Here is a 25,506-nt window from a genome sequence, read left to right on the forward strand (position 1 = left end):
TCCAGCAGCAGCACTCGGTTGGTCAGGACGCCTACCGCACCGGCGCCATCAGCGCGAAATGGGCACCTTGCGGGTCTGTGCACTGTACGATCCAGCTGCCGCCGGGGACCTCCATCGGACCCATCAGGATCTTGCCGCCATTGTCGGTGACGCGCTTGGCTGCCGCGTCGATGCCGGGCACGTTGAAATAGAACTGCCAGACCGGCGCCGGGATCTGCTCGGGCTTGTTCATCATGCCGCCAACGGGCTCGCCGCCGAAGGCGAAAAGCTGGTAGACGCCCATCGGACCCATGTCCATGGCGTCGCCCTTCTCCCAGCCGAACTGGCTGGAATAGAAATCGAACGCCGCCTTCCAGTCTGACGTGTAGAGCTCATGCCAGCCGATGTTGCCGGGGGTCGCCAACGGTAGCGGCGGCTGGTCGGGGCCGCTGGGCTGCAGGAAGTTGAACATCGCGCCTTGCGGGTCTGCAACGACGGCGAAGCGGCCGACGCCAGGAATGTCGTCGGGTTCGCGGTGAACCGCGCCACCAGCCTTCTTGAGGGAGGCCGTTGCGGCATCGACGTCCCTGGTGAGGATATAACCGACCCAGGCCGGCGGCATGCCCATCTTGCGCGCGTCATCGGGCAGCGTCATCAACCCGCCGACGCCGCGCTCGCCGACATTCATGACGATATAGCGCGGCATGCCCTGGGCCCCTTCGAAAGGCTGCCCCCTCCAGCCCACCACGGAGGTGTAAAACGCCTCGGCGGCGTCGAGATCGGTGGTCATCAGCTCGTACCAGAAGAAGGGCATGGGGGACTGTGGCATTGTCGTGCTCCTTGCGGTTTGTACATCGATCATGCGCGATCCATTCTAGGACGATCTTCACGACGAAAATCCGACAGCGGCCAAAAAAGATGACGGCAAATTGGAAATGTTACCGGGTTGCGCGCCCTGCGGTTTTCGACTTTGCTCTCAGTCAACGAGGGGTTGTTGATCCATGCGCCGGATGTCGCTCATTCCCTGACCAGAGCGGACCATCACCAGTCTAAGGCCTATCCCGCTGCCCGGAATGGTTGTGGAAGGCGTGGTGCGAAGCGAGGGGTCAGATCCAAGCAGCTATGGCTTCACGAGCAATCACCTCTACCGTGCATTCGAGACTGAGCAATAGGAAATGCGAACAGTCGTCTGTCGGCCCGGGTATTGATCGCAACCAGTGCGAGTTCTCGACTCGGAGGAGGGGCCATCTATAGGAGGCTTGCCCGCCAGAGCCAATCAATGGGATTGAGCTGCTAGCGCTGACATGGGTCACTCCCAACATGTCGTCATGAGCCGAAAGTGCTAGCACTCCGTGGAAGTTGATCTTGAGGGTTCGTTCGGATGCCCCGACGAAGAAGTCGCCTTCGACGGCCAATTCAAAGTAGTTGTCGGATTTCAGACGTCACACCTGACAGGCAGCCAGCGGTAAATCTTCCACAGGCTCCCACCGCTGAACCGCCTCCTGAACAATGTCCATCACCTTCTCCAATGTTTGAAAATCGCGCACGATGCTCAAGCGCCTACCGCCCCGTAAGCGCTTTCGAACAGCTTGTCGCCACTGGTAGCCAATTCTGGGCGCCGCATCCATTGAGGCGCAACGGACGGTGCTCAAAAACATGAGTGCATTTATCATGTTTTTATCGAGAGGTTTCAGCGAGTTGCGCCGAAAATTGACCAATTGATAAAAAAATAAAACGTGCTAGCCTTCCCCAAAACAAGAACATGGGGAACTGACGATGCCAGAAGGCCAGTTCAAGCAAGGCATTGCCGGCGGGCGGCTCTCGCCGGACCAATATGCCGACAATTTCGCCGACCTGCACCCGCCGCTCGATCATCACGAGGCGCTGGTCGAGTCCGACCGCTGCTATTTCTGCTATGATGCGCCGTGCATGAATGCATGCCCGACCTCGATCGACATCCCGCTGTTCATTCGCCAGATTTCGACGGGCAATCCGATCGGCTCGGCCAAGACTATTTTTGACCAAAACATTTTGGGCGGCATGTGCGCCCGCGTCTGCCCGACCGAGACGCTATGCGAAGAAGTCTGCGTGCGCGAGGTGGCCGAAGGCAAGCCGGTGCAGATTGGTCGCCTTCAGCGCTACGCCACCGATGTCGCCATGGCCGAAAACAAGCAGTTCTACAAGCGCTCCGAACCGACCGGCAAAACGGTCGCCGTGGTCGGCGCCGGACCGGCCGGGCTTGCGGCCGCGCATCGGCTTGCCCGTCATGGCCACGACGTGACCATCCTGGAAGCCCGCCCGAAGCCCGGCGGCCTCAATGAGTACGGTATAGCCGCCTATAAAAGCGTCGACAATTTTGCCCAGGCCGAAGTCGACTATGTCACGTCGATCGGCGGCATCGACATCCAGAACGGCAAGGCGCTCGGCCGTGATTACCAGCTGTCGGACCTGACCAGGAATTACGATGCGGTGTTCCTCGGCATGGGGCTTGCCGGCGTCAATGCCTTGCGAGCGGATGGCGAGGAGGCCCCGGGCGTCAGCAATGCTGTCGAGTTCATTGCCGAGCTTCGTCAGGCCAGTGATCTGGCCAGCCTGCCGGTCGGCCGGCGTGTTGTCGTCATCGGCGGCGGCATGACGGCGATCGACGCGGCGGTGCAATCGAAGCTGCTCGGAGCCGAAGAGGTGACGATCTGCTATCGGCGCGGCCCGGAGCACATGAATGCCTCCGAATTCGAGCAGGATCTGGCTGCAGCCAACGGCGTCATCATCCGGCACTGGTTGCAGCCGAAGCGGGTCATTGCCGACGCTGGCAAGGTGTCGGCGATCGAGCTCGAATACACCGCGATGGACGGCGACCGGCTCGTCGGCACCGGCGAGCGGCTGACGTTGACCGCCGACCAGGTGTTCAAGGCGATCGGCCAGAGTTTTGTCCCGGCTGCGCTCAACGGCAGCGGTGCGGAGGTCGCGCTGGAAGCCGGCCGCATCAAGGTCGATGCGGAAGGGCGCACCTCGCTGCCAAACGTCTGGGCCGGCGGCGACTGCATTTTCGGCGGCGATGACTTGACTGTTTCAGCTGTCGCGCAAGGCCGCGATGCGGCGGAGAGCATTCATCGGGCACTGACCTCGAACGGGAGGGCATGAGCATGGCAGACATCCGCAACAATTTCGTCGGCATCAAGTCGCCGAACCCGTTCTGGCTGGCTTCGGCGCCGCCGACCGACAAGGCCTATAACGTCATCCGCGCCTTCAAGGCGGGCTGGGGCGGCGTGGTATGGAAGACGCTCGGCGAAGAGGGCCCGCCGGTGGTCAACGTCAACGGTCCGCGCTACGGCGCGATCTGGGGCGCCGACCGTCGTCTGCTCGGCCTCAACAACATCGAGCTGATCACCGACCGCGACCTGCAGGTCAATCTGCGCGAGATCAAGCAGGTCAAGATGGACTGGCCCGACCGGGCGATCGTCGTCTCGCTGATGGTGCCTTGCGAGGAGCATGCCTGGAAGGCGATCTTGCCGGTAGTCGAGGAGACAGGCGCCGACGGCATCGAACTCAATTTCGGCTGCCCGCACGGCATGTCGGAACGCGGCATGGGTGCGGCAGTCGGCCAGGTGCCGGAGTACATCGAAATGGTGGTGCGCTGGTGCAAGGCCAACACCCGCATGCCTGTCATCACCAAGCTGACGCCCAACATCACCGACATACGCAAGCCGGCACGCGCTGCCCTTGCCGGCGGCACCGACGCGGTATCGCTGATCAACACCATCAATTCGATCACCGGCGTCAATCTCGATAGTTTCGCACCGGAGCCGACGATCGACGGCAAGGGTTCGCATGGCGGCTATTGCGGCCCGGCGGTGAAGCCGATCGCCATGAACATGGTGGCCGAGATCGCGCGCGATCCGGAAACGCATGGCCTGCCGATCTCCGGTATCGGCGGCATTACCACCTGGCGCGACGCCGCCGAGTTCATGGCGCTCGGCGCCGGCAATGTGCAGGTGTGCACGGCGGCGATGACCTATGGCTTCAAGATCGTGCAGGAGATGATCGCCGGCCTGGAAAACTGGATGGACGAGAAGGGCCATGCCTCGCTGGACGACATCGTCAGCCGCGCCACGCCCAACGTCATCGACTGGCAGTATCTCAACCTCAACTACGTCGCCAAGGCGCATATCGACCAGGACGCCTGCATCAAATGCGGCCGCTGCCACATCGCCTGCGAGGACACCTCGCACCAGGCGATCACCAGCATGGTCGACGGCGTCAGGCATTTCGAGGTGATCGAGGCCGAATGCGTCGGCTGCAATCTCTGTGTCAATGTCTGTCCGGTCGAGAATTGCATCACCATGGAGCCGCTGGCGGCCGGCGTGATCGACCAGCGCACCGGCAGGCCGGTGTCGCCGATCTATGCCAACTGGACGACGCATCCGAACAATCCGATGGCCAAGGTGGCGGCGGAGTAGCATTGCGGAAAAAAAACGGCGTTCATGGGCGCCGCTTTTTAACTTTCCTATTGCAGATAAAAGTTATCCACGATAATCTATATCCATGAACAGGAGAGCGAAATGAAGCTGGGCGAAGGGGTCGAGGCGGCTATTCATTGCGCCGCTATGCTTGCCGGCGTTGATGGCGCCGCGACCTTGCCAGGTGCTGCCATGGCCGAAGCGTTCGGGCTGTCGCCGAGCTATCTGCTTAAGCATCTCAACGCGCTGACTGCGTCCGGCATTCTGGATTCAGTGCCGGGGCCGTCCGGCGGCTACCGGCTGGCGCGGCCGGCGGAGCGCATAACGCTGCTCGATATCGTGCTGGCCGTCGAGGGGCGTGAACCGGCGTTCCGCTGCGCCGAAATCCGCCAGCGCGGCCCAGCGAAGCTCGATGCCTCGGTCTATGTCAAACCCTGCGGCATCAACGTAGCCATGCTGAAGGCCGAGCGTGCCTATCGCGCCGCGCTCGCCGACGCCCGGCTGTCCGACATCGTTGCAGAATACACGGCCGATGCCGATCCCCGTTCGGTCGCCGCGAACTGCGCCTTCGTCGAGCGCCATCGGCGGCCGCAGAAATCAAGTTCAACCAAGCAAGCATGAAAGGCTACAGACGATGAAACAGAGGCTGCAATTTTTCGGCGCGGCGCCGGAGATCATGAAGGCGGTGTCGGCGCTCAACAAGGCAGTCGACGAATGCGGGCTCGAAAAAAGCCTGTTGCATCTGATCAAGCTCAGGGCGTCGCAGATCAACGGCTGCTCGTATTGCGTCGAGATGCATAGCCGCGAAGCGCGCCGCGACGGCGAAAGCGAGCAGCGGCTCTATCTCGTCTCCGCCTGGAAGGAATCGCCGCTGTTTTCAGAGCGCGAACGCGCGGCCTTGGCCTGGACCGACGCGCTGACCAGGATTGCCGACAACGGTGTGTCGGACGAACTCTATGCAAGGACGCTCGAATATTTCTCGGAAGAGGAGCTGGTCAAGCTCTCGGTGGCGCTCGGCATGATCAACACCTGGAACCGGCTTTGCGTTCCGTTCCATGCAATCCATCCGATGCCAGCGGTCTTGGCCGCCTGAGGACAAGGTGCGCGGCCTTGCGCCGCGCGCCTCTTTTCTGCCCAAGGACCCCCGACAGCATGTTTTTAAACTTTGATAGTGAGATCCTATTCGCCGCCCGCCTGCTGCTTGGCGGCGCCTTTGTCTTTGCCGGCCTGCGCAACATCCAGAATGCGGCGTTGGTGAGCCAATTGATGACGACGCGCGGCGTGCCGCAGGCACGGCCGGTGCTGTGGCTGGGGATCGTCCTGCAGATCATCGCCGGAGCACTGGTGATCGCGGGCATCTGGACCGCTCCGGCGGCGGCATGCCTGATCCTGTTCCTGATCGTCGCCACGCCGATGTTCCATAACTTCTGGGATCATCAGGGCCCGGAGCGCGCGTCCCGCATCAATGGCTTTGTCGGCAACGTCGCGCTGGCCGGAGGATTTCTGGCGCTGATCGCGCAGTCGCTTTGACAACGACTGATGCCTCTTGGAGGCAGCCGCTCACGCCGCATACCGCAAGCCGCCGTCGCAGGTCAGGATCTGGCCGGTGACGAAGCTGTTCGAAACCAGGAACGCGATCGCCTCGGCGACGTCCTCGGCGCGGCCGATGCGGCCGACCGGCGTCCTGCCGGCATAATCGGCAAACACCGCATGGCGCTGTTCATCGGGTAAAAAGTCCCACCAGGGCGTGTCGATGACACCTGGCGCCACGACATTGACGCGTAACGGCTTCAGCTCCATTGCCAGGATCGGCACCACGGTCAGCAGCATGCCGTTGACGGCGGCGATGCCGGCGACACCCGGCGCCGACAATTGCGCCGACACCGCCGAGATGAAAGTCACCGAGCCGCTCTTGTTCAGCGTCGGCAAGGCGGCCTGCAGGCAGGAGAGCTGTGGCCGGACTTTCTCGTCGACGCCGCCGCCGATGTCGGTCAGGTCAAGCGTTTCGAACGCGCCGAGGCCCTTGCCGCCGCTGGCGGCCAGCACCAGGTGATCGAAAGGGCCGAGATCGCTGAAGAACCGGCGAACCTCGTCCGGCTTCGCGGCGTCGAAGGCAGCTTTTTCGACTGTGCCGCCAAGGCTTTGCCATGCGTTGTCGAGCTTTTCCCTGCTGCGCCCGGTGATCGTCACCTTCATCCCCGGGCCGAGCAGCTTTGTCGCGGTGGCGAGGCCGATGCCGGAGGAGCCGCCGACGATCACGGCGTGCTGCGTTTTCTCGATCATGAATTTTCTTTCTTCGATGTTGCGGAAGCGGGTGCGAGCCCGACAAGGCCGAGGCTCAATTCGCGCAACTGCTGCCTCGCCTTAGCGTCATAGGCTTGCGCATCGGCGCGGGATTTTCTTTGGCCGTCGAAATAGAGGCCGCTTCGCCCCTCAAGCGCCGGCGATGTGGCGAGGTTGATGATGGCCTCGGCGCCGGTTTCGACGGAGCTCCAGGGTGTGATGCCCGCCTGCCGCACCATCGTAGTGTTCATGTAGCTTGCCGGATGCAGGCTGTTGACCGTGACACCGGTGCCGTTCAGCTGCTCCGCCAGATCGATGGTGAACATGATCTGCGCCAGCTTGCTCTGGCAGTAGGCACGGACGCCGCCATAGGAGCGGGTCAGCATGACGTCGTCGAAGTCGATCGCCTGCTGGCCGGCCGAGGCGACGTTGACGATGCGCGCCGGCACGCTGGACTTGAGCAGCGGCAGCAGCTCCGTGGTGAGCAGGAAACCGGCGAGATAGTTGACGGCAAAGCGCAACTCGTAGCCGTCGGCGCTGACCTGCCGTTTCGCGTTTGGGCCGGCGGTGCCGACGCCGGCATTGTTGATGAGGACATCGAGCCGCTTGGTCCTTGCGCGCACGGCCTCGGCGAGGCGGCGAACTTCCGCCAGGGAGGAGAGATCGGCGACCAGCAGCTCGGCCTTGCCGCCGGCGGCTTCGATTTCGGCCCCGATCGCCTTGCCCCTTGTCGCGTCGCGGCCATGCACCAGGATGCGCGCACCGCCGGCGCCGAGCCTTTGCGCGACGACGCGGCCGACGCCGTCGGTAGACCCTGTGATGAGGATTGTCTTGTTTTTCAGTTCCATGTTCGGAGCCTCCATCTCGTAGCTCTGAGCGGAAAGATGGGGCACCAGCCACTTGCCAAACAGTTCAAACTTTATCCTGGTATCGGTACTGCTATAATAGCGCCGATGGATTCCACCACGCATTCCGCCGAAGACAGCCGCCGCCGCGAGCTTGGCGCCTTCCTGCGCTCGCGGCGCGAAAGGCTGACGCCTTCGGCCACCGGCATATCGACCGGATTGCGCCGGCGCACGCCCGGGCTGCGGCGTGAGGAAGTGGCGATGATCGCCGGCGTCGGCACGACCTGGTACACCTGGCTGGAGCAGGGCCGCGACGTTCGGCCATCGGCAGAGGTGCTGACGGCGCTCAGCCGGGCGCTGCGCCTGGACACGGCCGAGCAACGGCATCTGTTCATCCTTGCCGGCCGACCGCAGCGGGAGCGTCGCGTCGACGCGCCGGAAAAAGTCGATAGCCCGTTACTGCACATGCTGCAGAGCCTGGTCCTGCAGCCGGCCTATGTCCTTGGGCGGCGCTGGGACGTGCTGGCCTGGAACTCTGCCGCGGCAGCCGTGTTCGGGGACTATGGTCTGCTGGAGGGCGATGCCCGCAACATCGTCCATATGGTTTTCACCAGCCCGCAGCACCGGCGCCTGCTCGTCGACTGGGAGGAACTGGCGCGTGCCGTGCTGGCGTCATTCCGGGCAGAAAGCGCCAGATATGTCGGCGATCCGGATTTCGAGCGGCTGATCGCGCTGATGACGCGCTCGAGCCCGGAGTTTCGCGCCTGGTGGCCGCTACGCGACGTGGCCCGCAACCTATCGGGTGTGAAGCATGTCCGGCACCCGATAGCGGGCGCCATGGCGTTCGAGCATATGAGCCTGTCGATCGACGACGGCTCGGACATGAAGCTGATCGTCTACACGCCGCTCGCCGAGCAAAACTCGATCGCCAAGCTCGAACAACTGCTGGAGACGCTTCCGGCCGAGCGGCGCAGCGCGTGATGCCCATCGCTTCGCTGAAGCCTCAGCCCTTCGGCTTCAGCCCGTCAATGAACAGTTGCTCGAGAAACCTTGCGGCATCCTCGAAGCGGCCGTCGCCGCCGCGATCGGGGCCGAGCACGGCGCGGACCTGGACGTCGAAATCGGCATAGTGCTGCGTCGTCGCCCAGATCGAGAAGATCAGGTGCCAGGGGTCGGTGCGGGCAATCTTGCCGGCGCGCATCCAGCCCTTGATGACGTTGGCCTTCTCGTCGACCAGTGTCTTCAATTCGCCCTCCAGCATCGGCATGATGCGCGGCGCGCCCTGCAGGATCTCGTTGGCGAACAGCCGGCTCTCGCGCGGGAAATCGCGCGCCATTTCGAGCTTGCGCCTGATATAGCTGCGCAGTTCGGTCAAGGGATCGCCAATGTCGTCGAGTTCGCGCAGCGGCGCGAGCCAGGTGTCGAGAAGCCGCTGCATCAGCGTCTCGTGGATGTCCTCCTTGCGGCGGAAATAATAGAGCAAGTTCGGCTTCGACATGCCGGCGGCTTCGGCGATCTGGTCGATGGTCGAGCCGCGAAAACCGTTGGTGGAGAAGACTTCGAGCGCCGCCTCTAGGATGAGCTCGCGCTTTTCCAGCTGGATGCGGGTGCGGCGAGGAGCGGAGCTTTCGACCGCCCCCGTCACCTCGAAAAACCCTCGCCGCGAGGCGTGTCTGGACCAATTCTCTGGACCAGTTTTTCTCCGCCCTGTGGAGCGCACTTCGAAAGCCGCATTTCCGCTAGTAATCCCTTGACCGCTGATAAGGCGGTGCTAACGTTTGTCCAACCGGTCAAAAATTTGCGTAGCACGAAAACGCAGCAAAGACCAAGTGTTGGAAAGACCAGGCGTTAGCCGCACCGAAACGGGTTACAAGGGGAAGTCTTGGTCATGTCCAACCGGCTGAAAGTCACGCCGAACGATCTCAGCGCATTCTGGATGCCGTTCACGGCAAACCGGCAGTTCAAGCAGGCGCCGCGCATGTTCGTGTCCGCCAAGGACATGCATTACACGACCAGCGACGGGCGCAAGGTTCTCGACGGCACCGCCGGTCTGTGGTGCGTCAATGCCGGCCACTGCCGTCCGAAAATCACCGAGGCGATCCAGAGCCAGGCGGCAGAGCTCGATTATGCGCCGGCGTTCCAGATGGGTCACCCGATCGTGTTCGAGCTTGCAAATCGGCTGGTCGATATCGCGCCGAAGGGCATGGACCATGTGTTCTTCACCAATTCTGGATCGGAATCGGTCGAGACCGCGCTGAAGATGGCCATCGCCTATCACCGCGCAAAAGGCGAGGGCTCGCGCACCCGCCTGATCGGCCGCGAACGCGGCTATCACGGCGTCAATTTCGGCGGCATTTCGGTTGGCGGCATCGTTACAAACCGCAAGATGTTCGGCACGCTGCTCGGCGGCGTCGATCACATGCCACACACCCATCTGCCGGAAAAGAACTCCTTCACCAAGGGCGTGCCCGAACATGGCGCCGAACTGGCGAACGAATTAGAGCGTATCGTTGCCCTGCACGACGCCTCGACAATCGCCGCCGTCATCGTTGAGCCGGTTGCCGGTTCCACCGGCGTCATCCTGCCGCCGAAGGGCTATTTGCAGAAGCTTCGCGAGATCTGCACCAAGCACGGCATCTTGCTGATTTTCGATGAGGTCATCACCGGCTTCGGCCGTCTCGGCACGCCGTTTGCCGCCGACTATTTCGGCGTCACGCCCGATATCATGACCACCGCCAAAGGCGTCTCCAACGGCGTCATCCCGATGGGCGCGGTGTTCGTGAAGAAGGAAATCCACGACGCCTTCATGACCGGGCCCGAGCACATGATCGAGTTCTTCCACGGCTACACCTATTCGGGCAATCCGATCGCCTGCGCCGCGGCGCTGGGCACGCTCGACACCTACAAGGAAGAGGGGCTGCTGACGCGCGGCGAGGAACTGGCGCCGTACTGGGAGGACGCGCTGCATTCGCTGAAGGGCGAGCCGAATGTCATCGACATCCGCAATATCGGCCTGATCGGTGCGATCGAACTGGCGCCGATCGCCGGCCAGCCGACGAAACGCGCCTTCTCGGCTTTTGTGAAGGCGTTCGAGCGCGGTGCATTGATCCGCACCACCGGCGACATCATCGCGCTGTCACCGCCGCTGATCATCACCAAAGGCCAGATCAACGAATTGATCGACCATGTGCGCGAAGTGTTGAGGGCGGTGGACTAGATACTCCCCAACATGTAGGGGCGACGACGGGAACCGTCGTCCTAATATGAGAGTAAATGAGAGGAACTTGAATGGCCGCCCCCGGCGAGAATCTGCGAATCAATTCAGACCGTTTGTGGGATTCGATAATGGAGATGGCGAAGATCGGCCCCGGCATCGCCGGCGGCAACAATCGCCAGACCGTTACCGACGAGGACGGCGAAGGGCGGCACCTGTTCAAGCGCTGGTGCGATGAGGCGGGGCTCGAAATGGGCGTCGACGAGATGGGCACGATGTTTGCCCGCCGCGAGGGCACCGACCCAAGCCTGCCGCCGGTCTATGTCGGCAGCCATCTCGACACGCAGCCGACCGGCGGCAAGTATGACGGCGTGCTCGGCGTGCTCGGCGGCCTGGAGGTCGTGCGCTCGCTCAACGATCTCGGCATCAAGACCAAGCACCCGATCGTCGTCACCAACTGGACCAACGAGGAAGGTGCCCGCTTTGCGCCGGCAATGATGGCGTCCGGGGTATTCGCCGGCGTGCTCGACCAGGCCGACGTCTATTCACATGTCGACAAGGACGGCAAGCAATTTGGCGAGGAGCTCGAACGCATAGGCTGGAAGGGCACCGAGAAAGTCGGTGAGCGCAAGATCCACGCTTTCTTCGAGCTGCATATCGAGCAAGGCCCGATCCTCGAGGATGAAGGCATCGACATCGGCGTCGTCACCCATGGGCAAGGGTTGAAATGGCTGCAGGTGACGCTGACCGGCAAGGAGGCGCATACCGGCTCGACGCCGATGCCGAAGCGGCGCAATGCCGGGCTCGGCATGGCGCGGGTGATCGAATTGGTGCACGAGATCGCCATGGACTACCAACCCGACGCCGTCGGCGCGGTCGGCCATATGGAGGTCTATCCAAACTCGCGCAACATCATTGCCGGGCGCACCGTCTTCACCATCGACATCCGCTCGCCGGAAAAGGAGGTGCTGGACGCCATGGACGGGCGCATCCGCGAAGGCATCGACACGATCTGCGACGCGCTCGACATCAAATATCAAATCGAGCAGGTCGGCCATTTCGACCCGGTCACCTTCGACGCGGGCTGCGTCAAGGCTGTGCGGGATGCGGCGGAGCGCTTGGGATATACGCATCGCAATATCGTCTCGGGCGCCGGCCATGACGCTTGCTGGATCAACCGCGTTGCGCCCACCGCAATGGTGATGTGCCCTTGCGTCGACGGTCTCAGCCACAACGAGGCCGAGGAAATCACCAAGGAATGGGCAGCGGCCGGCGCCGATGTGCTGTTCCATGCGGTGGTCGACACGGCGGCGATCGTAGGGTGAGAGGTTTGGGCTGGAGCAGACGGATTCTTGCGAAGAGGGACCCCCACCCTAACCCTCCGCACAAGGGGGAGGGAACTCCTGTCAGCGCCGATTTGCGGCAAATTACCAACGTTTCCAACGCCAAGGTCGTAAGTCGGATTGCGCGGCAGCATTCCCTCCTCCTTGTGGGGAGGGTTAGGGTGGGGGTCCCTCTTCGCAAAAAATTCGTACGCGATTTCTCTGCCTTTGCGGGAAGAGATTGAGGGTGGGGGTACTCGTTTTGGCACCGACCGGTATCGACCCCGCCGCCATCAAACGTGCCAGGGCATTACGCCGAAACATGACGGATGGCGAACGCAAGCTCTGGTCGGAATTGAAAGAGTTCCGTCATCTCTACGGCCTGCATGCCAGGAAGCAGGCGCCGATCGGGCCTTACATTGCGGACTTCGTTCTGCATGAGAAGAACCTCGTCATCGAAGTAGACGGAGAGCATCACTTCACGCCGGAGCAAATGGACAAGGATCGAGTACGCGATGCATGGTTTGGCCGGCAGGGCTATCGTGTGCTGCGGTTTTCGACCGGAGATCTGGCGGAATCTTTCGACGGGTGTATCGAAGAGATACTGCGGGAAGTTGGAGTCATGTAGAGGCCATTTACAGCCCCGTTGGTCCTGACCCAACCTGTAACACCGACAAGACGCTCACAAGAAGCGCGAGAGAACAAGGGAACAAGAAAATGACCAAAGTCATCAAGAATGGCACCATCGTCACCGCCGACCGGACGTGGAAGGCCGATGTGCTGTTCAAGCACGGCAAGATCATCGGCATCGGACCGGATCTGCATGGCGACCATGAGTTCGACGCCAGCGGCTGCTATGTGATGCCAGGCGGCATCGACCCGCATACCCATCTCGAAATGCCGTTCATGGGCACCTATTCGGCCGATGACTTCGAATCCGGCACCCGCGCGGCCCTTGCCGGCGGCACGACGATGGTCGTCGATTTCTGCCTGCCATCGCCGCAGCAATCGCTGCTCGAGGCCCTGCAGATGTGGGACAACAAGACCTCGAAGGCGTCCTGCGATTATTCCTTCCACATGGCGATCACCTGGTGGGGCAAGCAGGTGTTCGACGAAATGGCCACCGTCGTCGACAGGGGCATTACCTCGTTCAAGCATTTCATGGCCTACAAGGGCGCGCTGATGGTCGACGACGACGAGCTCTATTCGTCGTTCCAGCGCTGCGCCGATCTTGGCGCGCTGCCGCTGGTCCATGCTGAGAATGGCGACGTGGTGGCCGCCCTGTCGCAGAAGCTGCTGGCGGCGGGCAACAACGGCCCGGAGGGGCACGCCTATTCGCGCCCGCCGGAAGTGGAAGGCGAGGCGACCAACCGCGCCATCATGATAGCCGACATGGCTGGCGTGCCGCTGTATGTCGTGCATGTCTCCTGCGAGCAAGCGCACGAGGCCATCCGCCGCGCGCGGCAGAAAGGCATGCGAGTGTTCGGCGAGCCGCTGATCCAGCATCTTACGCTGGACGAGAGCGAGTATTTCAACAAGGACTGGGACCATGCGGCACGCCGCGTCATGAGCCCGCCCTTCCGCAACAAATGGCACCAGGATTCGCTGTGGGCCGGCCTGCAGGCCGGGTCGCTGCAAGTGGTGGCGACCGACCATTGTGCCTTCACCACCAAACAGAAGCGCAACGGCGTCGGCGACTTCACCAAGATTCCGAATGGCACCGGCGGGCTCGAGGATCGTTTGCCGGTGCTGTGGACGACCGGCGTCAACACCGGCCGGCTGACGATGAACGAGTTCGTCGCGGTGACCTCGACCAACATCGCCAAGATACTCAACATGTACCCGAAGAAGGGCGCCATCGTCGAAGGCGCGGACGCCGACATCCTCGTCTGGGACCCGAAGCGCAAGAAGAAGATCACGGCCAAGAAGCAGCAGTCGGTGATCGACTACAACGTCTTCGAAGGTTTCGAGGTGACCGGCCTGCCGCGCTTCGTCTTTTCGCGCGGCGAACTGTCGATCGAGGAAAACGAAGTCAAGGCAAAGCCCGGCCATGGCGAGTTCGTCGCTCGCGAGCCCAACGCGGCGGTCAACCGGGCACTGTCGACCTGGAAGGAGATTTCCGCGCCGCGCAAGGTGGAACGTACAGGCATCCCGGCGACGGGCGTTTGAGCTTGGCGAGCCACGGTGCGATTATCTCACTGGCCGCGGTGATCCTTGCCGCCGGGCCGGCGGCGGCTGACGTCCTTGCCGGTTCCTATGGCAATGAGGTCGGTTGCACTGGCGTACGGCTCGGTTATCAGGACAGCGACGATTATGTCGTGCTGACCGCCGACGGCGTCGAAACCTATGGCAGCGGCTGCGAGTTCGCACAGCGATTGACGGCGATGCCTGGCACCCAGTTGTTGAACTCCACCTGTTTCGCCGAGGGCGAGGACGGGACGACCACGGATGTCGTCAAGGTCGTCAACAAAGGAGGGGACGGTTTCTTCGTGACCATTCCCGGCCTTGAGGAGATAGGGCCGCTGAAATCATGTTCGTGACGGTGCCGATGACGGCCGCCGCCTCGATGCCGGCTTCAGGCGACCAACCCGTCCAGTTCCGGCAGCAGGACGACGCTTTCCTGTTCGTTGGGATCGGTGCGGGCAATGACCGCCGAGGCGGGGCTGTCGCTCAGATTGGCCGGCAGATGCGGCACGCCGGCCGGAATGTAGAAAAGATCGCCGGCCTTGACCACGATATGCTGTTCAAGCCGGTCGCCATACCAGGTATGGACTTCGCCGGAGAGCACATAGATCGCGGTTTCATGGTTTTCGTGCAAATGCGCCTTGGCGCGGGCACCCGGCGGCATGGTCAGCAGATGCATGCAGATGCCGGACGAGCCGACTGTTTCGGCGGCGATGCCGGCGAAATAACTCAGGCCCTGTTTGCCTTCATAAGAGCTTTCAGGGCGGATAAGATGGCACGTCGGTTTGGGCGACATCGGGGCAACTCCGGGCGTCTATGTGATGGGACAAGGGCGCGTCGAACTGAGGCGAGTAAAACTGGGGCGAGTAGGACTGGGCGAGTGGAAAGCAACATCGGGATAAAATCAATGGGATTCCGGCCGGCGCCGCAGTGGCCGGAAGCGACAGGCTACGGCCGATGACGGGAGTATCGCCAGCCGTTGTTTCGGCAAGCAAGCTTGGCCTGACCTTCCAGACCAACGATGGTCCGGTGCAGGCGCTGTCGAATGTCGACCTGACCATCGGCAAGGGCGAATTCGTGTCCTTCATCGGGCCGTCCGGTTGCGGCAAGACGACCTTGCTGCGCGTGATCGCCGATCTGGAGAAGCCGACATCGGGAGCCATCTCCGTCAACGGCATGACGCCCGAGCAGGCGCGCCAGAGCCGCGCCTATGGCTATGTCTTCCAGGCGGCCGCACTTTATCCGTGGCGCACGATCGAGCGCAATGTGGCGCTGCCGCTCGAGATCATGGGCCTGTCTAGGGCGGAGCAGGCGGCGCGTATCAAGCGAACCCTCGACCTCGTCAACCTCAGCGGCTTCGAGAAGAAATACCCCTGGCAGCTCTCGGGCGGCATGCAGCAGCGCGCCTCGATCGCGCGGGCGCTCGCCTTCGATGCCGACCTTTTGTTGATGGACGAGCCGTTCGGCGCGCTCGACGAGATCGTGCGCGATCACCTCAACGAACAGTTGCTGGAGCTTTGGGAACGAACCAACAAGACCATCTGCTTCGTAACGCATTCGATCCCCGAGGCGGTGTATCTGTCGACGCGCATCGTCGTCATGTCGCCGCGCCCGGGGCGTGTCAGCGACGTCATAGAATCGACGCTGCCGAAAAAGCGGCCGCTCGATATCCGCGAGACGCCGGAGTTCCTGGCCATCGCCGCGCGGGTGCGGGACGGGCTGAGGGCGGGGCACAGCTATGATGATTGAGGCGGCGCGGAACGGGCTTGCGCGTTCGACACAGGAGGTGCATCGCCCTCGCGAGGGAGGCGCTAACCGTGCATTCGTCATCCTAGGGCGGAGCCGCCGCGAAGCGGCGTGCGCAGACCCTAGGATCCATGCCGTGACGTCGGCCGAAACGCGCAAGCGGTCGAGAATAAGCGCCGGGCAAGCCACCGCAAGCGCCGTTCCTTCCAGAGAGGGAGCTATTTTCAGCACCGCTTCGGAGCGGGAAGGTAACGGCATGGATCCTAGGGTCTGCGCCGCGTCGCTTCGCTCCTTGCTGCGCCCTAGGATGACGAAAGCGAGGTCATCCTCACCCGGCCTCCGCTTCGCTCCAGCCACCCTCTCCCCGTTGGGGAGAGGAGGGCGCTTACCCGGCGAGGCCTGCTAGAATGGACTCGTTTCGCGACAAGATCGTTCCGGTGACCTCGATCCTTCTGGGCGTTGTCGTCGTCTGGTACGTCATGGCTGTCATCCTCAACACGCCGTTCCAGCGCGATCTCGACCGCCGCGCCAATCAGACACCGGGTATTGTGGAATTCATCGGCAAGACGCTGGCGCAGCCGAAGCCGACGCTGCCGGCGCCGCATCAGGTGGCAGTGAATTTTTTCGAAAACACCTTTCTGCGCAGCATCACCTCGAACCGCAGCCTTGTCTACAATGCCTGGGTGACGCTGTCGTCGACGCTGCTCGGCTTTGCCTTCGGCACGGCGCTCGGCATCGTCATCGCCGTCGGCATCGTGCATGTGGCGACGCTCGACCGCAGCCTGATGCCGTGGATCATCGCCTCGCAGACCATTCCGATCCTGGCGGTGGCACCGATGATCATCGTTGTGCTGGCCGCTGTCGGCATCACCGGGCTGATCCCGAAGGCGCTGATCTCGACCTATCTGTCGTTCTTCCCGGTGGCGGTCGGCATGGTGAAGGGGCTTCGCTCGCCCGAGCTTACCCATCTCGACTTGATGCACACCTATAATGCCAGTCCTTCGCAGACCTTCTGGAAATTGCGGGTGCCGGCCTCGGTGCCGTTCCTGTTCACCTCGATGAAGGTGGCGGTGGCCGCCAGCCTGGTCGGCGCCATCGTCGGCGAGCTGCCGACCGGCGCCGTCGCCGGCATTGGCGCCAAACTGCTCGCCGGCGCCTATTACAGCCAGACCATCGACATCTGGTCGGCGCTGGTTGCCGGGTCGGTGGTGGCGGCGCTGCTGGTTATGCTGGTCGGCATTGCCGGGCGCCTTGTCGACCGCGCCATGGGCGGGAGGCCGGCATGAGCTCCATCCTGAGCCTTTCCTCAATCACGCCTCGATCCTGGCAGGGGTATGCCGCGCTTGTCCTGTTTGTCGGCGCGCTGCTTGTTTTGCCGCTCGTCAGTGCTACGCCCGGTTACGGCATGGCGACTACGGTTTCGATTTTCATTCTGCTGCTCGTGGCAATCGAGGCCGACAACTTTCCACCGATGATCGGGGTGGTGTTGCTGTTCCTTGGCGCGCATGGCGCGGCGTGGATGCTGCTCGCCGGCATAACCGGCAATGAGGGCAGCGCTCGCGCATCCTTCTATCTGCTGCTCGCCGCCGCGTGGTTTTTGGCCTGGCGCTGCGTCACGGTCTTGTCGTCGTTTCGCCCGATATCGCGCTGGGCGTCAACCGCCCTGCGCTTGATCATTCCGGCCATCTTCGGCGCCTGGATCCTGATCATCTGGGAAGCGGTGACGCGTGGTGCCGGCATTCCCTTCATCCTGCTGCCGCCGCCAAGCGCCATCGGTGCCCGCATCGTCGGCTCGCTGCCGGTGCTGGGGGCCGATGTCAGGCAGACCATCTTCAAGGCGGTCATCTTCGGCTATGTGGTGGGGAGCAGCGCCGGCTTCCTCGTTGCCATCGCCGCCGACCGCGTGCCGTTCCTGCGGCGCGGGCTTTTGCCGATCGGCAATATGGTATCGGCGCTGCCGATCATCGGCGTCGCGCCGATCATGGTCATGTGGTTCGGCTTCGACTGGCAGTCGAAGGCAGCGGTGGTCATCATCATGACCTTCTTCCCGATGCTGGTGAACACCGTCGCCGGGCTTGCCGCCTCCGGCCATATGGAGCGCGACCTGATGCGCACCTATGCCTCGAGCTATTGGCAGACGCTGTTCAAGCTGCGGCTGCCGGCGGCCGCGCCCTTCATCTTCAATGCGTTGAAGATCAATTCGACGCTGGCGCTGATCGGCGCCATCGTCGCCGAGTTCTTCGGCACCCCGGTGGTCGGCATGGGGTTCCGCATTTCGACGGAAGTCGGCCGGATGAACATCGACATGGTGTGGGCCGAAATCGCAGTTGCAGCACTTGCGGGTTCGGTCTTTTATGGCGTGGTCGCTTTTTTCGAGAGAGCAATCACGTTTTGGCATCCCTCTGTCCGTGGTGGATAGGGGCGGTGGGTTTAGGGCGCTAACTTCAGAGGGTAAAAACATGAAAAGACTAGTTGTTTCGATGCTGGCCGGCGCGATGTCGCTTGCCGCGTTCCAGGCGATGGCCGCGGACAAGGTGACGCTGCAGCTGAAATGGGTCACGCAGGCCCAGTTTGCCGGCTATTATGTCGCCAAGGACAAGGGCTTCTATGAGGCCGAAGGCCTCGACGTCGAGATCAAGCCCGGCGGTCCTGATATTGCGCCGGAGCAGGTCATCGCCGGCGGCGGCGCCGACGTCATCGTCGACTGGATGGGCGGCGCGCTGGCTGCCCGCGAAAAGGGCGTGCCGCTGGTCAACATCGCCCAGCCGTTCAAGGAAGCCGGTATGGAGCTGGTCTGCCCGAAGGACGGGCCGGTCAAGACAGAAGCCGACTTCAAGGGCCACACGCTCGGCGTCTGGTTCTTCGGCAACGAGTATCCATTCTATGCTTGGATGAACAAGCTTGGCCTCAAGACCGATGGCGGGCCGGACGGCGTCACCGTGCTCAAGCAGAGCTTTGACGTGCAGCCGCTGATCCAGAAGCAGGCGGATTGCATTTCGGTGATGACCTATAACGAGTACTGGCAGCTCATCGACGCCGGCTACAAGCCGGAAGAGCTGACCGTCTTCAACTATTCCGCCATGGGCAACGATCTGCTCGAAGACGGGCTCTATGCCCTGGAGGACAAGCTCAAGGATCCGGCCTTCGAGGACAAGATGGTGCGTTTCGTGCGCGCTTCGATGAAGGGTTGGAAATACGCCGTCGACAATTCCGACGAAGCGGCCGGCATCGTCATGGACAATGGCGGCCAGGACGAGAATCACCAGAAACGCATGATGGGCGAAGTCGCCAAGCTGATCGACAATGCCGATGGCAAGCTCGATCCGGCGACCTACGAGCGCACCGCCAAGGCGCTGCTCGACCAGAAGATCATCAGCAAGGAGCCTACCGGCGCCTACACGACGGCGATCACCGACAAGGCCATCAAATAGGGCTGTCAAACTGGCTTGTAGCGGAAAAGGGGCGGGCGACCGCCCCTTTTTAGTGGGATGTAAAATGAACGTTACCGGCGGAAACATCCGCTTGCAAAATCGTTGTGCCGGTGCATCCGCCTCAAGGGTGTCACAACGGAGGTTTCCATGCGCATCCAGTCCTTCACGCCGATGCTTTCGGCGCTGGCCATTTCTGCAGCCATCTTCTCTGCTTCACCGGCCCTGGCCGAAACCATAAAGATGACTGCGACGCTCGATGGTGCTCAGCAGAGCCCGCCCGTCACAACGAAGGGCAAGGGCACCGCCACGCTCAGGTTCAACACCACAACCAAGAAACTCAGCTGGACAGTGAGATATTCCGGCCTCAGCGGGCCGGCGAAGGCCGCACACATTCACGGCCCGGCGGCAAAGGGCGAAAACGCCGACCCGGTGATACCGTTCGAAGGCAAGCTGAGGAGCCCGATCAAGGGCTCGGCGACGTTGACCGATGCCCAGGCGACCGATTTGGAGGCGGGCAAGTACTACGTCAACATCCACACCGCGGCCCACGCGGATGGCGAGATCCGCGGGCAGATAGAAAAGGCGCCGTCGACGATGTAGCGCAGCGATCATAGCGCTGCGATCAACCTGTTGAAGCTTGGGAAGGGATTCGACCTCCCGTTGGCGCTCAGGCCCTGTCCCGTATCTGGGTCATGGTCCGCGTCGGCGTGATTGCCTCGGGATCGAGCCTGATCTCGACGATCGACGGTTTGCCGCTGGCGCGGGCGCGTTCGAAGGCCGGCGCGAAGTCGGCGGTCTTCTCGACTGTTTCGCCATGACCACCATAGGCACGCGCGAGCGCCGCGAAGTCGGGATTCTTCAAATCCGTGGCGACGACACGGCCGGGATATTCGCGCTCCTGGTGCATGCGGATCGTGCCGTAGATGCCGTTGTTGACGACAACGACGATGATCGGCAGTGCGTATTGCACGGCGGTGGCGAATTCCTGGCCGTTCATCAGGAAACAACCGTCGCCGGCGAAGGCGATCACGTCGCGGTCGGGATAGAGCTGCTTGGCGGCGACCGCCGCCGGCGTGCCGTAGCCCATCGAGCCGGATGTGGGTGCTGCCTGCGTGCCGAAACGCCGGAAGCGATGGTAACGATGCACCCAGGTGGCGTAGTTGCCGGCGCCGTTGGTGAGGATGGCGTCGTCCGGCAGTATCGTTTCGAGATAATTCATGATCGGCCCCATCTGGACGGCGCCGGGGCCGCTCTCCGGAGGCGTCGACCAGTCGAGATAGGCGGAATGCAGCTTCGCTGCCTCAGCCGCCCACACCGGCGTTGCAGCCGGCTTGCGTCGGGCAAAGGCTTCGACGAAAGCAGCAGGCGAGGCATTGATCGCCAGCGCCGGCCGGTAGACGCGGCCGAGCTCGCCCGCGTCGGCATGGACATGGACCAGCGTCTGGTCGGGGTAGGGGCTCTTCAGCAGCGTGTAGTCGGATGACGGCATCTCGCCCATACGGCCGCCGATGAGCAGCACGAGGTCGGCCTGCTTGATGGCGGTTGCTACCTTGGGGTTGATGCCGATGCCGACATCGCCGGCATAATTCGGGTGGAGATGGTCGAACAGCATCTGGCGGCGGAAGGAGCAGCCGACCGGCAGCGACCAGGCTTCGGCTATCGTCCGCATCTGGGCAACAGCCTGCGCATCCCAGCGCGTACCGCCAAGGATGACGAAGGGCTGCTTTGCCTTGTTGAGCAACACTTCCAGCGCGTCGAGCTCGACTTCGCCGGGCCGCGTCTCGACAGGGGTGTAATGCCGGGCTTGCGGTGCCTCGGCGAGGCTGGTCAGCATGTCCTCGGGCAGCGAGATGACGACCGGGCCGGGCCGGCCGGAGGTCGCCACCGAAAAGGCCCGCGTGACAAATTCGGGGATGCGTGCGGCGTCGTCGATCTCGACCACCCATTTGGCGATATCACCGAAGAACCTGACGTAGTCGACTTCCTGAAAAGCCTCGCGCCCCTTGGCGTGGCTGGCGACCTGGCCAATGAACAGGATCAGGGGGACCGAATCCTGCATCGCGATGTGGATGCCGGCCGAGGCATTGGTGGCGCCTGGGCCGCGGGTGACGAAGCAGATGCCGGGCTTGCCGGTCAGGCGGCCGTGGCAGTCGGCCATCATCGCGGCACCGCCCTCCTGGCGGCAGACGATGGTGCGGATCGGCGAGTCGTGCAGCGCGTCGAGCACCGCCAGATAGGATTCGCCGGGCACGCAATAGATACGGTCCGTTCCGTTGGCTTCGAGCGCATCGACGATGAGTTGTCCGCCGGTCTTCATTTTCCTGACCTCTCCAGTTCGGCAAGGATTTCTTCGGTGTGTTCGCCGAGACGCGGTGACGGACGTTCATAGACCAGCGGCGTGCCGGACATGACCATCGGCGCCCGCACCGAGGGCAAGAGATTGCCATGGCCGTCATCGAGGTCGAGCCGCATGCCGCGCGCTATGGTCTGCGGGTCGGCAAACATCTGGCCGATGTTATTGATCGGGCTGGCAGGAACCCCAGCGGCTTCGAGCCTGGCCAGCAGCGGATCGCGATCGAAGGCCTTCAGCGCCTCTATCATGTGCTCGCGCAGCTTTGCCCGGTTGGCGACGCGGGCGGGATTGGTGGCGAAGTCAGGATTCGACGCCAGCTCGTCGAGGCCGACGGCAGCGCAGAACTTTGCGAACTGGCCGTCATTGCCGACCGCCAGGATGATGTGGCCATTTTTCACCGGCACCACTTCGTAGGGCGCGATGTTCATATGCGCATTGCCCATCTGCACCGGCGACTGTCCGGAGACGAGGTAGTTGAGGTTCTGGTTGCCGAGCGTCGAGATCTGGGTGTCGTAGAGCGCCATGTCGATATGCTGGCCTTCGCCCGTCTTCTCGGCATGGCGAAGCGCCGCCTGGATGGCGATGACCGAATAAAGCCCGGTGAAAACATCCGATATAGCGACGCCCGCCTTTTGCGGTTCGCGCCCGGCTTCGCCGGTGATCGACATCATGCCGGCCATGCCCTGGATGATGAAATCATAGCCGGCGCGCGGCGCGTACGGCCCCGACTGGCCAAAACCGGTGATCGAGCAATAGATCAGCCGTGGGTTGATTTTCCTCAGGCTGTCATAATCGAGGCCGTATTTCTTCAGTCCGCCGACCTTGAAGTTTTCGATCAGCACATCCGATGTCGCGACCAGCCGGCGCACCGTCTCGGCACCCTCGGGCGTCGAGAAGTCAATAGCGATGGAGCGCTTGCCGCGGTTGCAGGAATGGTAATAAGCGGCTGAAAGGTTCTCGCCGTCATGGCCGATGACGAAGGGCGGTCCCCATTTGCGGGTGTCGTCGCCGCCGTCCGGGCTCTCGACCTTGATCACGTCGGCGCCGAGGTCGGCAAGCAGCTGCCCGGCCCATGGCCCGGCAAGGATGCGTGCGAGTTCGATGACGCGGATGCCTTTGAGCGGCGGCTCAGTCATGGATCACCATGGTTGGTCGAAAGCGCAGCCTCTATCAATCCCGCGCGCCGCTGTCACGGCCCTTGCAATGGGCCAGTATCACTGTGCCCTCAGCACGCGGTCGGCCCAGGCGGCAAAATCCTCCATGATGACGTCTCGGTTGATCTCGTTCAGGCTTTCATGGCGAGTTTTGGCGTAAACCTTTGAAACGAGATTCGAAAAACCCATCATGTGCATCCGGCCGGCAAGATGGCTGACCGCCTTGCCGCTGTCCGAGGCCCGATCTTGCTCGCCTCCGACCAGATTGACGAACAGGTCGCGCCGCACGCCGGAAAAATTGCGGTCGCTGCCGCAATGCAGCGTCATCTTGACGATGTCCTGCCACATCGACACCGATGCGTCCCAGCCGCAGAGCGGGTCGGCGATGTATTTCTCGACTTCGGCGGCATCGCGCGACAGCCAGTCGAATGGCGTCCGGCGATCGGGCACTGCCTTGCCCCAGGCCCGGAACGTCAGCCGGGGCAGCATGCGCGACGGGACGTCTGAGCCAAGCCGGAACCTTTCCCAGGCAAGCACGCCCAGCGCGATTTGGCCGAGCAGTCCGGCCGAGAAATTGCCGTTCCAGATCGCGGCGGCATGGATGCGTGGCGAGTGGCGGAGGACAAAGTTCAGCGCGACCGACGCGCCCAAGGAGTGACCGAAGACGATGACCGGCAGGCCAGGTTGTTCCCTGGCGATGAGATCATGGACGGCGGCGACATCGGCGATGACCTTGGCACCGCCATCCGCATCGGCGAACCTGCCCGGTGGCGCATCGGGCGCCTTGGTGGCGCCGTGGCCACGGTGGTCGTGCGCGTAGACCTGGTAGCCGCGCTCGCCGAGGAAATCGGCGAAGCGGGCATAGCGCGCCGCGTGCTCGGCCAGCCCGTGATTGATCTGGACAATGGCGTGCGGTTGGCCGCTGGCGTGTTTCACATAAAGGTTGAGCTCGGCGCCCGTCGGCGATGCCAGCATCCTCTGCTTGTCAAATGGCATGTCTCGCTCCCGTCGGCGACTGTTGGGCGACGCAGCGATCGACGTCAAGGGACGTAGGTGCCCATTCGACGTAATTGACAGCATGCTGTCAATGTGATTGCATGACAGCATACTGTCAAATGGTCAGCGGCAGATTGGCGGTATGACTGTGAAAACCACCGGGGCCATTTCGCGGCGTGCAATCTTGCTGGCGGGCTTCGCCTTCACGACGGCCACCCTGTTGTCAGGGATTGCTGCTTTCAGTCAGGAAACCAGGGAGATGACCATGATGACGTCCACTGTTCCAGGCCCGCAAGGCCAGCTTGCCACTTACAGGATCAAGGCCGGCAATGGCCTGCCGATCATGTTCCTGCATGGAGATTGCAGCCGCGCTTCCCACTGGGACCGCGTGATGCAGCTCTCCGTCGAAGGCCGCGAGGCGGTAGCCTTCGATTTTCGCGGTCATGGCGCCTCCGCGCCGGCGCAGGACGGTGACTACGGTTATGACGGTCGTGCAATGGATGTCGGTGCCGTGGCCGACGCGTTTGGCCTGAAGCGGTTTCTCATTGTCGCGCACAGCGGCGGCGGTGGCGTGGCGCTCGCTTATGCCGCCAGCCATGCCGACCGGGTCGCCGGTGTCTTGCTCGTCGACCCGGCGACCGATCCTCGTGCGCTGCCGCAGGCGATTCGTGACGGCTTTGTCCGCGATCTGGCCGGTCCGCAAGGCCGTGATGTCCTGAACGCCTATTACACGTCGATTGCCGGCCCTAACGCGGCTGTTCGCCAGCGTGTTCTGGCCGATGCGGCAGTGGTCGATCCGGCGGCGAGGGCAGGTGTCGGCAAGGCGCTGGCCGAATGGAACCCGGAGCCGGCACTCGATGCGTATCGCGGGCCTATGTTCGTTTTGGCTACCGAGGCCAGTGACACTCCAGCCGCGCTCCACCGGCTGCGCACGGACATTCCGCGCCAGATCGTGGCGGGCAGCGGCCATTGGGTGATGCTTGACAAGCCCGAGGTCGTAGCCGAAGCCGTTAATAATTTCGTCGCGACCATCGAGGCCGGCCAGAAATGACGACCAGGACCGAAGCGGCAAATGTGCTCACCGAACTGGTGCTTGCCGTGTTCAGGATGAACGGCAGTCTTCTGGACGCGGCCGACCGGCTGGCCGCTCCAACCGGGCTGACGGCAGCGCGCTGGCAGGTTTTGGGTGCAGTTTTGAAGGAGCCGAAATCTGTGGCCGACATCGCCCGCGACATGGGTCTCGCCCGTCAGAGTGTACAGCGGCTGGCCGACATACTGGCTGCGGAGGGGCTTGCCGTCTACGCCGACAACCCGGCGCATCGCCGCGCCAAGCTGTTGTCGATAACCGATGCCGGCCGGGCAGCGGTCAAGAATATCGGCACACGCCAGCATGTTTGGGCGAACCGCATTTCGGAGGGTATGGACGCCGACGCGCTGAAAGCCTCGCTTGATCTGCTGCGCACCCTGACGGAACGGGTGGAGGCGGGCGGATCCTGATCGACCACGCGGGAGCCTCTCAATGCGCTGGCGATTGTTTTTACG

General features: G+C 62.8%; 26 protein-coding genes. 18 read left to right on the forward strand and 8 right to left on the reverse strand.

The annotated features are described in order from the left end of the window. Nucleotides 1-31: 31 nt before the first annotated feature. Nucleotides 32-808: a VOC family protein gene (locus NKJ84_RS04755; RefSeq protein WP_352505552.1), complete on the reverse strand. Its 777-nt coding sequence runs from the start codon at nt 806-808 to the stop codon at nt 32-34. Nucleotides 809-1,755: 947 nt separating this feature from the next. Here NKJ84_RS04755 and NKJ84_RS04760 point away from each other — a divergent pair. The 5 genes from NKJ84_RS04760 (at nt 1,756) to NKJ84_RS04780 (ending at nt 5,966) form a co-directional block, all read left to right on the forward strand. After that, on the forward strand, nt 1,756-3,120 hold the full coding sequence (locus tag NKJ84_RS04760; RefSeq protein WP_352505553.1) for an NAD(P)-dependent oxidoreductase: 1,365 nt from the start codon (nt 1,756-1,758) through the stop codon (nt 3,118-3,120). Nucleotides 3,121-3,122: 2 nt separating this feature from the next. Further along, nucleotides 3,123-4,436, forward strand: a complete 1,314-nt coding sequence (preA, locus tag NKJ84_RS04765; RefSeq protein ID WP_352505554.1) for an NAD-dependent dihydropyrimidine dehydrogenase subunit PreA — start codon at nt 3,123-3,125, stop codon at nt 4,434-4,436. A gap of 102 nt (nt 4,437-4,538) precedes the next feature. Then, nucleotides 4,539-5,057: an RrF2 family transcriptional regulator gene (locus NKJ84_RS04770; protein ID WP_352505555.1), complete on the forward strand. Its 519-nt coding sequence runs from the start codon at nt 4,539-4,541 to the stop codon at nt 5,055-5,057. Between the two features lie 13 nt (nt 5,058-5,070). After that, on the forward strand, nt 5,071-5,529 hold the full coding sequence (locus NKJ84_RS04775) for a carboxymuconolactone decarboxylase family protein (RefSeq protein WP_352505556.1): 459 nt from the start codon (nt 5,071-5,073) through the stop codon (nt 5,527-5,529). A 59-nt stretch (nt 5,530-5,588) separates the two neighbouring features. Continuing rightward, nucleotides 5,589-5,966 (forward strand): DoxX family protein, encoded by a 378-nt coding sequence (locus NKJ84_RS04780; RefSeq protein WP_352505667.1) that lies wholly within the window; start codon nt 5,589-5,591, stop codon nt 5,964-5,966. Between the two features lie 30 nt (nt 5,967-5,996). Here NKJ84_RS04780 and NKJ84_RS04785 read toward each other — a convergent pair whose 3' ends face one another. Both NKJ84_RS04785 and NKJ84_RS04790 read right to left on the reverse strand, forming a co-directional pair. Continuing rightward, nucleotides 5,997-6,719 carry an SDR family oxidoreductase gene (locus NKJ84_RS04785; RefSeq protein WP_352505557.1) on the reverse strand — a complete coding sequence of 241 codons (723 nt, stop codon included), beginning with the start codon at nt 6,717-6,719 and terminating at the stop codon, nt 5,997-5,999. Further along, on the reverse strand, nt 6,716-7,567 hold the full coding sequence (locus NKJ84_RS04790; RefSeq protein WP_352505558.1) for an SDR family NAD(P)-dependent oxidoreductase: 852 nt from the start codon (nt 7,565-7,567) through the stop codon (nt 6,716-6,718). Before NKJ84_RS04790 ends, NKJ84_RS04785 begins: the two co-directional genes overlap by 4 nt. A gap of 105 nt (nt 7,568-7,672) precedes the next feature. On the opposite strand from NKJ84_RS04790, the gene NKJ84_RS04795 reads away from it, so the two are divergent. Next, the gene (locus tag NKJ84_RS04795) at nt 7,673-8,545 is read left to right on the forward strand and encodes a helix-turn-helix transcriptional regulator (RefSeq protein WP_352505559.1); all 873 of its coding nucleotides are present in this window, start codon (nt 7,673-7,675) and stop codon (nt 8,543-8,545) included. Between the two features lie 22 nt (nt 8,546-8,567). Here NKJ84_RS04795 and NKJ84_RS04800 read toward each other — a convergent pair whose 3' ends face one another. Next, nucleotides 8,568-9,209, reverse strand: a complete 642-nt coding sequence (locus NKJ84_RS04800) for a TetR family transcriptional regulator C-terminal domain-containing protein (protein WP_254819042.1) — start codon at nt 9,207-9,209, stop codon at nt 8,568-8,570. Between the two features lie 243 nt (nt 9,210-9,452). Between NKJ84_RS04800 and aptA the strand changes: the two genes are divergently transcribed. From aptA to NKJ84_RS04825, 5 genes are all read left to right on the forward strand, one after another. Continuing rightward, the gene (gene aptA, locus NKJ84_RS04805; protein WP_254819041.1) at nt 9,453-10,781 is read left to right on the forward strand and encodes an omega-aminotransferase AptA; all 1,329 of its coding nucleotides are present in this window, start codon (nt 9,453-9,455) and stop codon (nt 10,779-10,781) included. A 71-nt stretch (nt 10,782-10,852) separates the two neighbouring features. After that, nucleotides 10,853-12,103, forward strand: a complete 1,251-nt coding sequence (locus NKJ84_RS04810) for a Zn-dependent hydrolase (protein WP_352505560.1) — start codon at nt 10,853-10,855, stop codon at nt 12,101-12,103. 244 nt (nt 12,104-12,347) lie between these two features. Next, on the forward strand, nt 12,348-12,728 hold the full coding sequence (locus NKJ84_RS04815; protein ID WP_352505561.1) for an endonuclease domain-containing protein: 381 nt from the start codon (nt 12,348-12,350) through the stop codon (nt 12,726-12,728). A gap of 89 nt (nt 12,729-12,817) precedes the next feature. Then, complete coding sequence (gene hydA / locus NKJ84_RS04820) at nt 12,818-14,269, forward strand: dihydropyrimidinase (protein WP_352475407.1); 1,452 nt, start codon at nt 12,818-12,820, stop codon at nt 14,267-14,269. A gap of 2 nt (nt 14,270-14,271) precedes the next feature. Then, nucleotides 14,272-14,640 (forward strand): hypothetical protein, encoded by a 369-nt coding sequence (locus NKJ84_RS04825; protein ID WP_352505562.1) that lies wholly within the window; start codon nt 14,272-14,274, stop codon nt 14,638-14,640. A gap of 35 nt (nt 14,641-14,675) precedes the next feature. Here NKJ84_RS04825 and NKJ84_RS04830 read toward each other — a convergent pair whose 3' ends face one another. Then, nucleotides 14,676-15,080, reverse strand: a complete 405-nt coding sequence (locus tag NKJ84_RS04830; protein ID WP_352505563.1) for a cupin domain-containing protein — start codon at nt 15,078-15,080, stop codon at nt 14,676-14,678. A 161-nt stretch (nt 15,081-15,241) separates the two neighbouring features. Between NKJ84_RS04830 and NKJ84_RS04835 the strand changes: the two genes are divergently transcribed. The 5 genes from NKJ84_RS04835 (at nt 15,242) to NKJ84_RS04855 (ending at nt 20,061) form a co-directional block, all read left to right on the forward strand. Continuing rightward, the gene (locus NKJ84_RS04835) at nt 15,242-16,033 is read left to right on the forward strand and encodes an ABC transporter ATP-binding protein (RefSeq protein ID WP_352453396.1); all 792 of its coding nucleotides are present in this window, start codon (nt 15,242-15,244) and stop codon (nt 16,031-16,033) included. A gap of 404 nt (nt 16,034-16,437) precedes the next feature. Continuing rightward, on the forward strand, nt 16,438-17,316 hold the full coding sequence (locus NKJ84_RS04840) for an ABC transporter permease (protein WP_254819031.1): 879 nt from the start codon (nt 16,438-16,440) through the stop codon (nt 17,314-17,316). Further along, on the forward strand, nt 17,313-18,449 hold the full coding sequence (locus tag NKJ84_RS04845; protein WP_352505564.1) for an ABC transporter permease: 1,137 nt from the start codon (nt 17,313-17,315) through the stop codon (nt 18,447-18,449). Before NKJ84_RS04840 ends, NKJ84_RS04845 begins: the two co-directional genes overlap by 4 nt. A 40-nt stretch (nt 18,450-18,489) precedes the next feature. Beyond that, complete coding sequence (locus tag NKJ84_RS04850) at nt 18,490-19,461, forward strand: ABC transporter substrate-binding protein (RefSeq protein ID WP_352505565.1); 972 nt, start codon at nt 18,490-18,492, stop codon at nt 19,459-19,461. Between the two features lie 147 nt (nt 19,462-19,608). Continuing rightward, entirely contained in the window at nt 19,609-20,061 is a 453-nt protein-coding gene (locus NKJ84_RS04855; RefSeq protein ID WP_254819028.1) for a CHRD domain-containing protein, read from the forward strand. A gap of 67 nt (nt 20,062-20,128) precedes the next feature. On the opposite strand, the gene NKJ84_RS04860 is transcribed toward NKJ84_RS04855, so the two are convergent. From NKJ84_RS04860 to NKJ84_RS04870, 3 genes are all read right to left on the reverse strand, one after another. Next, nucleotides 20,129-21,778, reverse strand: coding sequence for a thiamine pyrophosphate-binding protein (locus NKJ84_RS04860; protein ID WP_352505566.1), 1,650 nt, complete (start codon nt 21,776-21,778; stop codon nt 20,129-20,131). After that, complete coding sequence (locus NKJ84_RS04865) at nt 21,775-22,950, reverse strand: CaiB/BaiF CoA transferase family protein (RefSeq protein WP_352505567.1); 1,176 nt, start codon at nt 22,948-22,950, stop codon at nt 21,775-21,777. The genes NKJ84_RS04860 and NKJ84_RS04865 overlap by 4 nt, the downstream gene beginning before the upstream one ends. Before the next feature lie 78 nt (nt 22,951-23,028). After that, nucleotides 23,029-23,964, reverse strand: a complete 936-nt coding sequence (locus NKJ84_RS04870; RefSeq protein WP_352505568.1) for an alpha/beta fold hydrolase — start codon at nt 23,962-23,964, stop codon at nt 23,029-23,031. Nucleotides 23,965-24,229: 265 nt separating this feature from the next. Between NKJ84_RS04870 and NKJ84_RS04875 the strand changes: the two genes are divergently transcribed. Next, nucleotides 24,230-25,015, forward strand: a complete 786-nt coding sequence (locus NKJ84_RS04875; protein WP_352505569.1) for an alpha/beta fold hydrolase — start codon at nt 24,230-24,232, stop codon at nt 25,013-25,015. Continuing rightward, nucleotides 25,012-25,461, forward strand: a complete 450-nt coding sequence (locus NKJ84_RS04880; RefSeq protein WP_352505570.1) for a MarR family winged helix-turn-helix transcriptional regulator — start codon at nt 25,012-25,014, stop codon at nt 25,459-25,461. The genes NKJ84_RS04875 and NKJ84_RS04880 overlap by 4 nt, the downstream gene beginning before the upstream one ends. Nucleotides 25,462-25,506 lie beyond the last annotated feature (45 nt).

Source organism: Mesorhizobium sp. M0048, assembly GCF_040323405.1.
Lineage (GTDB): Bacteria > Pseudomonadota > Alphaproteobacteria > Rhizobiales > Rhizobiaceae > Mesorhizobium.

Bases quoted from the DNA above. Each gene is read 5' to 3' on its own strand.
- NKJ84_RS04755 (WP_352505552.1), bottom strand. From the start codon at position 808: ATGCCACAGTCCCCCATGCCCTTCTTCTGGTACGAGCTGATGACCACC.
- NKJ84_RS04760 (WP_352505553.1), top strand. From the start codon at position 1,756: ATGCCAGAAGGCCAGTTCAAGCAAGGCATTGCCGGCGGGCGGCTCTCG.
- preA (WP_352505554.1), top strand. From the start codon at position 3,123: ATGGCAGACATCCGCAACAATTTCGTCGGCATCAAGTCGCCGAACCCG.
- NKJ84_RS04770 (WP_352505555.1), top strand. From the start codon at position 4,539: ATGAAGCTGGGCGAAGGGGTCGAGGCGGCTATTCATTGCGCCGCTATG.
- NKJ84_RS04775 (WP_352505556.1), top strand. From the start codon at position 5,071: ATGAAACAGAGGCTGCAATTTTTCGGCGCGGCGCCGGAGATCATGAAG.
- NKJ84_RS04780 (WP_352505667.1), top strand. From the start codon at position 5,589: ATGTTTTTAAACTTTGATAGTGAGATCCTATTCGCCGCCCGCCTGCTG.
- NKJ84_RS04785 (WP_352505557.1), bottom strand. From the start codon at position 6,719: ATGATCGAGAAAACGCAGCACGCCGTGATCGTCGGCGGCTCCTCCGGC.
- NKJ84_RS04790 (WP_352505558.1), bottom strand. From the start codon at position 7,567: ATGGAACTGAAAAACAAGACAATCCTCATCACAGGGTCTACCGACGGC.
- NKJ84_RS04795 (WP_352505559.1), top strand. From the start codon at position 7,673: ATGGATTCCACCACGCATTCCGCCGAAGACAGCCGCCGCCGCGAGCTT.
- aptA (WP_254819041.1), top strand. From the start codon at position 9,453: ATGTCCAACCGGCTGAAAGTCACGCCGAACGATCTCAGCGCATTCTGG.
- NKJ84_RS04810 (WP_352505560.1), top strand. From the start codon at position 10,853: ATGGCCGCCCCCGGCGAGAATCTGCGAATCAATTCAGACCGTTTGTGG.
- hydA (WP_352475407.1), top strand. From the start codon at position 12,818: ATGACCAAAGTCATCAAGAATGGCACCATCGTCACCGCCGACCGGACG.
- NKJ84_RS04830 (WP_352505563.1), bottom strand. From the start codon at position 15,080: ATGTCGCCCAAACCGACGTGCCATCTTATCCGCCCTGAAAGCTCTTAT.
- NKJ84_RS04835 (WP_352453396.1), top strand. From the start codon at position 15,242: ATGACGGGAGTATCGCCAGCCGTTGTTTCGGCAAGCAAGCTTGGCCTG.
- NKJ84_RS04840 (WP_254819031.1), top strand. From the start codon at position 16,438: ATGGACTCGTTTCGCGACAAGATCGTTCCGGTGACCTCGATCCTTCTG.
- NKJ84_RS04845 (WP_352505564.1), top strand. From the start codon at position 17,313: ATGAGCTCCATCCTGAGCCTTTCCTCAATCACGCCTCGATCCTGGCAG.
- NKJ84_RS04850 (WP_352505565.1), top strand. From the start codon at position 18,490: ATGAAAAGACTAGTTGTTTCGATGCTGGCCGGCGCGATGTCGCTTGCC.
- NKJ84_RS04855 (WP_254819028.1), top strand. From the start codon at position 19,609: ATGCGCATCCAGTCCTTCACGCCGATGCTTTCGGCGCTGGCCATTTCT.
- NKJ84_RS04860 (WP_352505566.1), bottom strand. From the start codon at position 21,778: ATGAAGACCGGCGGACAACTCATCGTCGATGCGCTCGAAGCCAACGGA.
- NKJ84_RS04865 (WP_352505567.1), bottom strand. From the start codon at position 22,950: ATGACTGAGCCGCCGCTCAAAGGCATCCGCGTCATCGAACTCGCACGC.
- NKJ84_RS04870 (WP_352505568.1), bottom strand. From the start codon at position 23,964: ATGCCATTTGACAAGCAGAGGATGCTGGCATCGCCGACGGGCGCCGAG.
- NKJ84_RS04875 (WP_352505569.1), top strand. From the start codon at position 24,230: ATGATGACGTCCACTGTTCCAGGCCCGCAAGGCCAGCTTGCCACTTAC.
- NKJ84_RS04880 (WP_352505570.1), top strand. From the start codon at position 25,012: ATGACGACCAGGACCGAAGCGGCAAATGTGCTCACCGAACTGGTGCTT.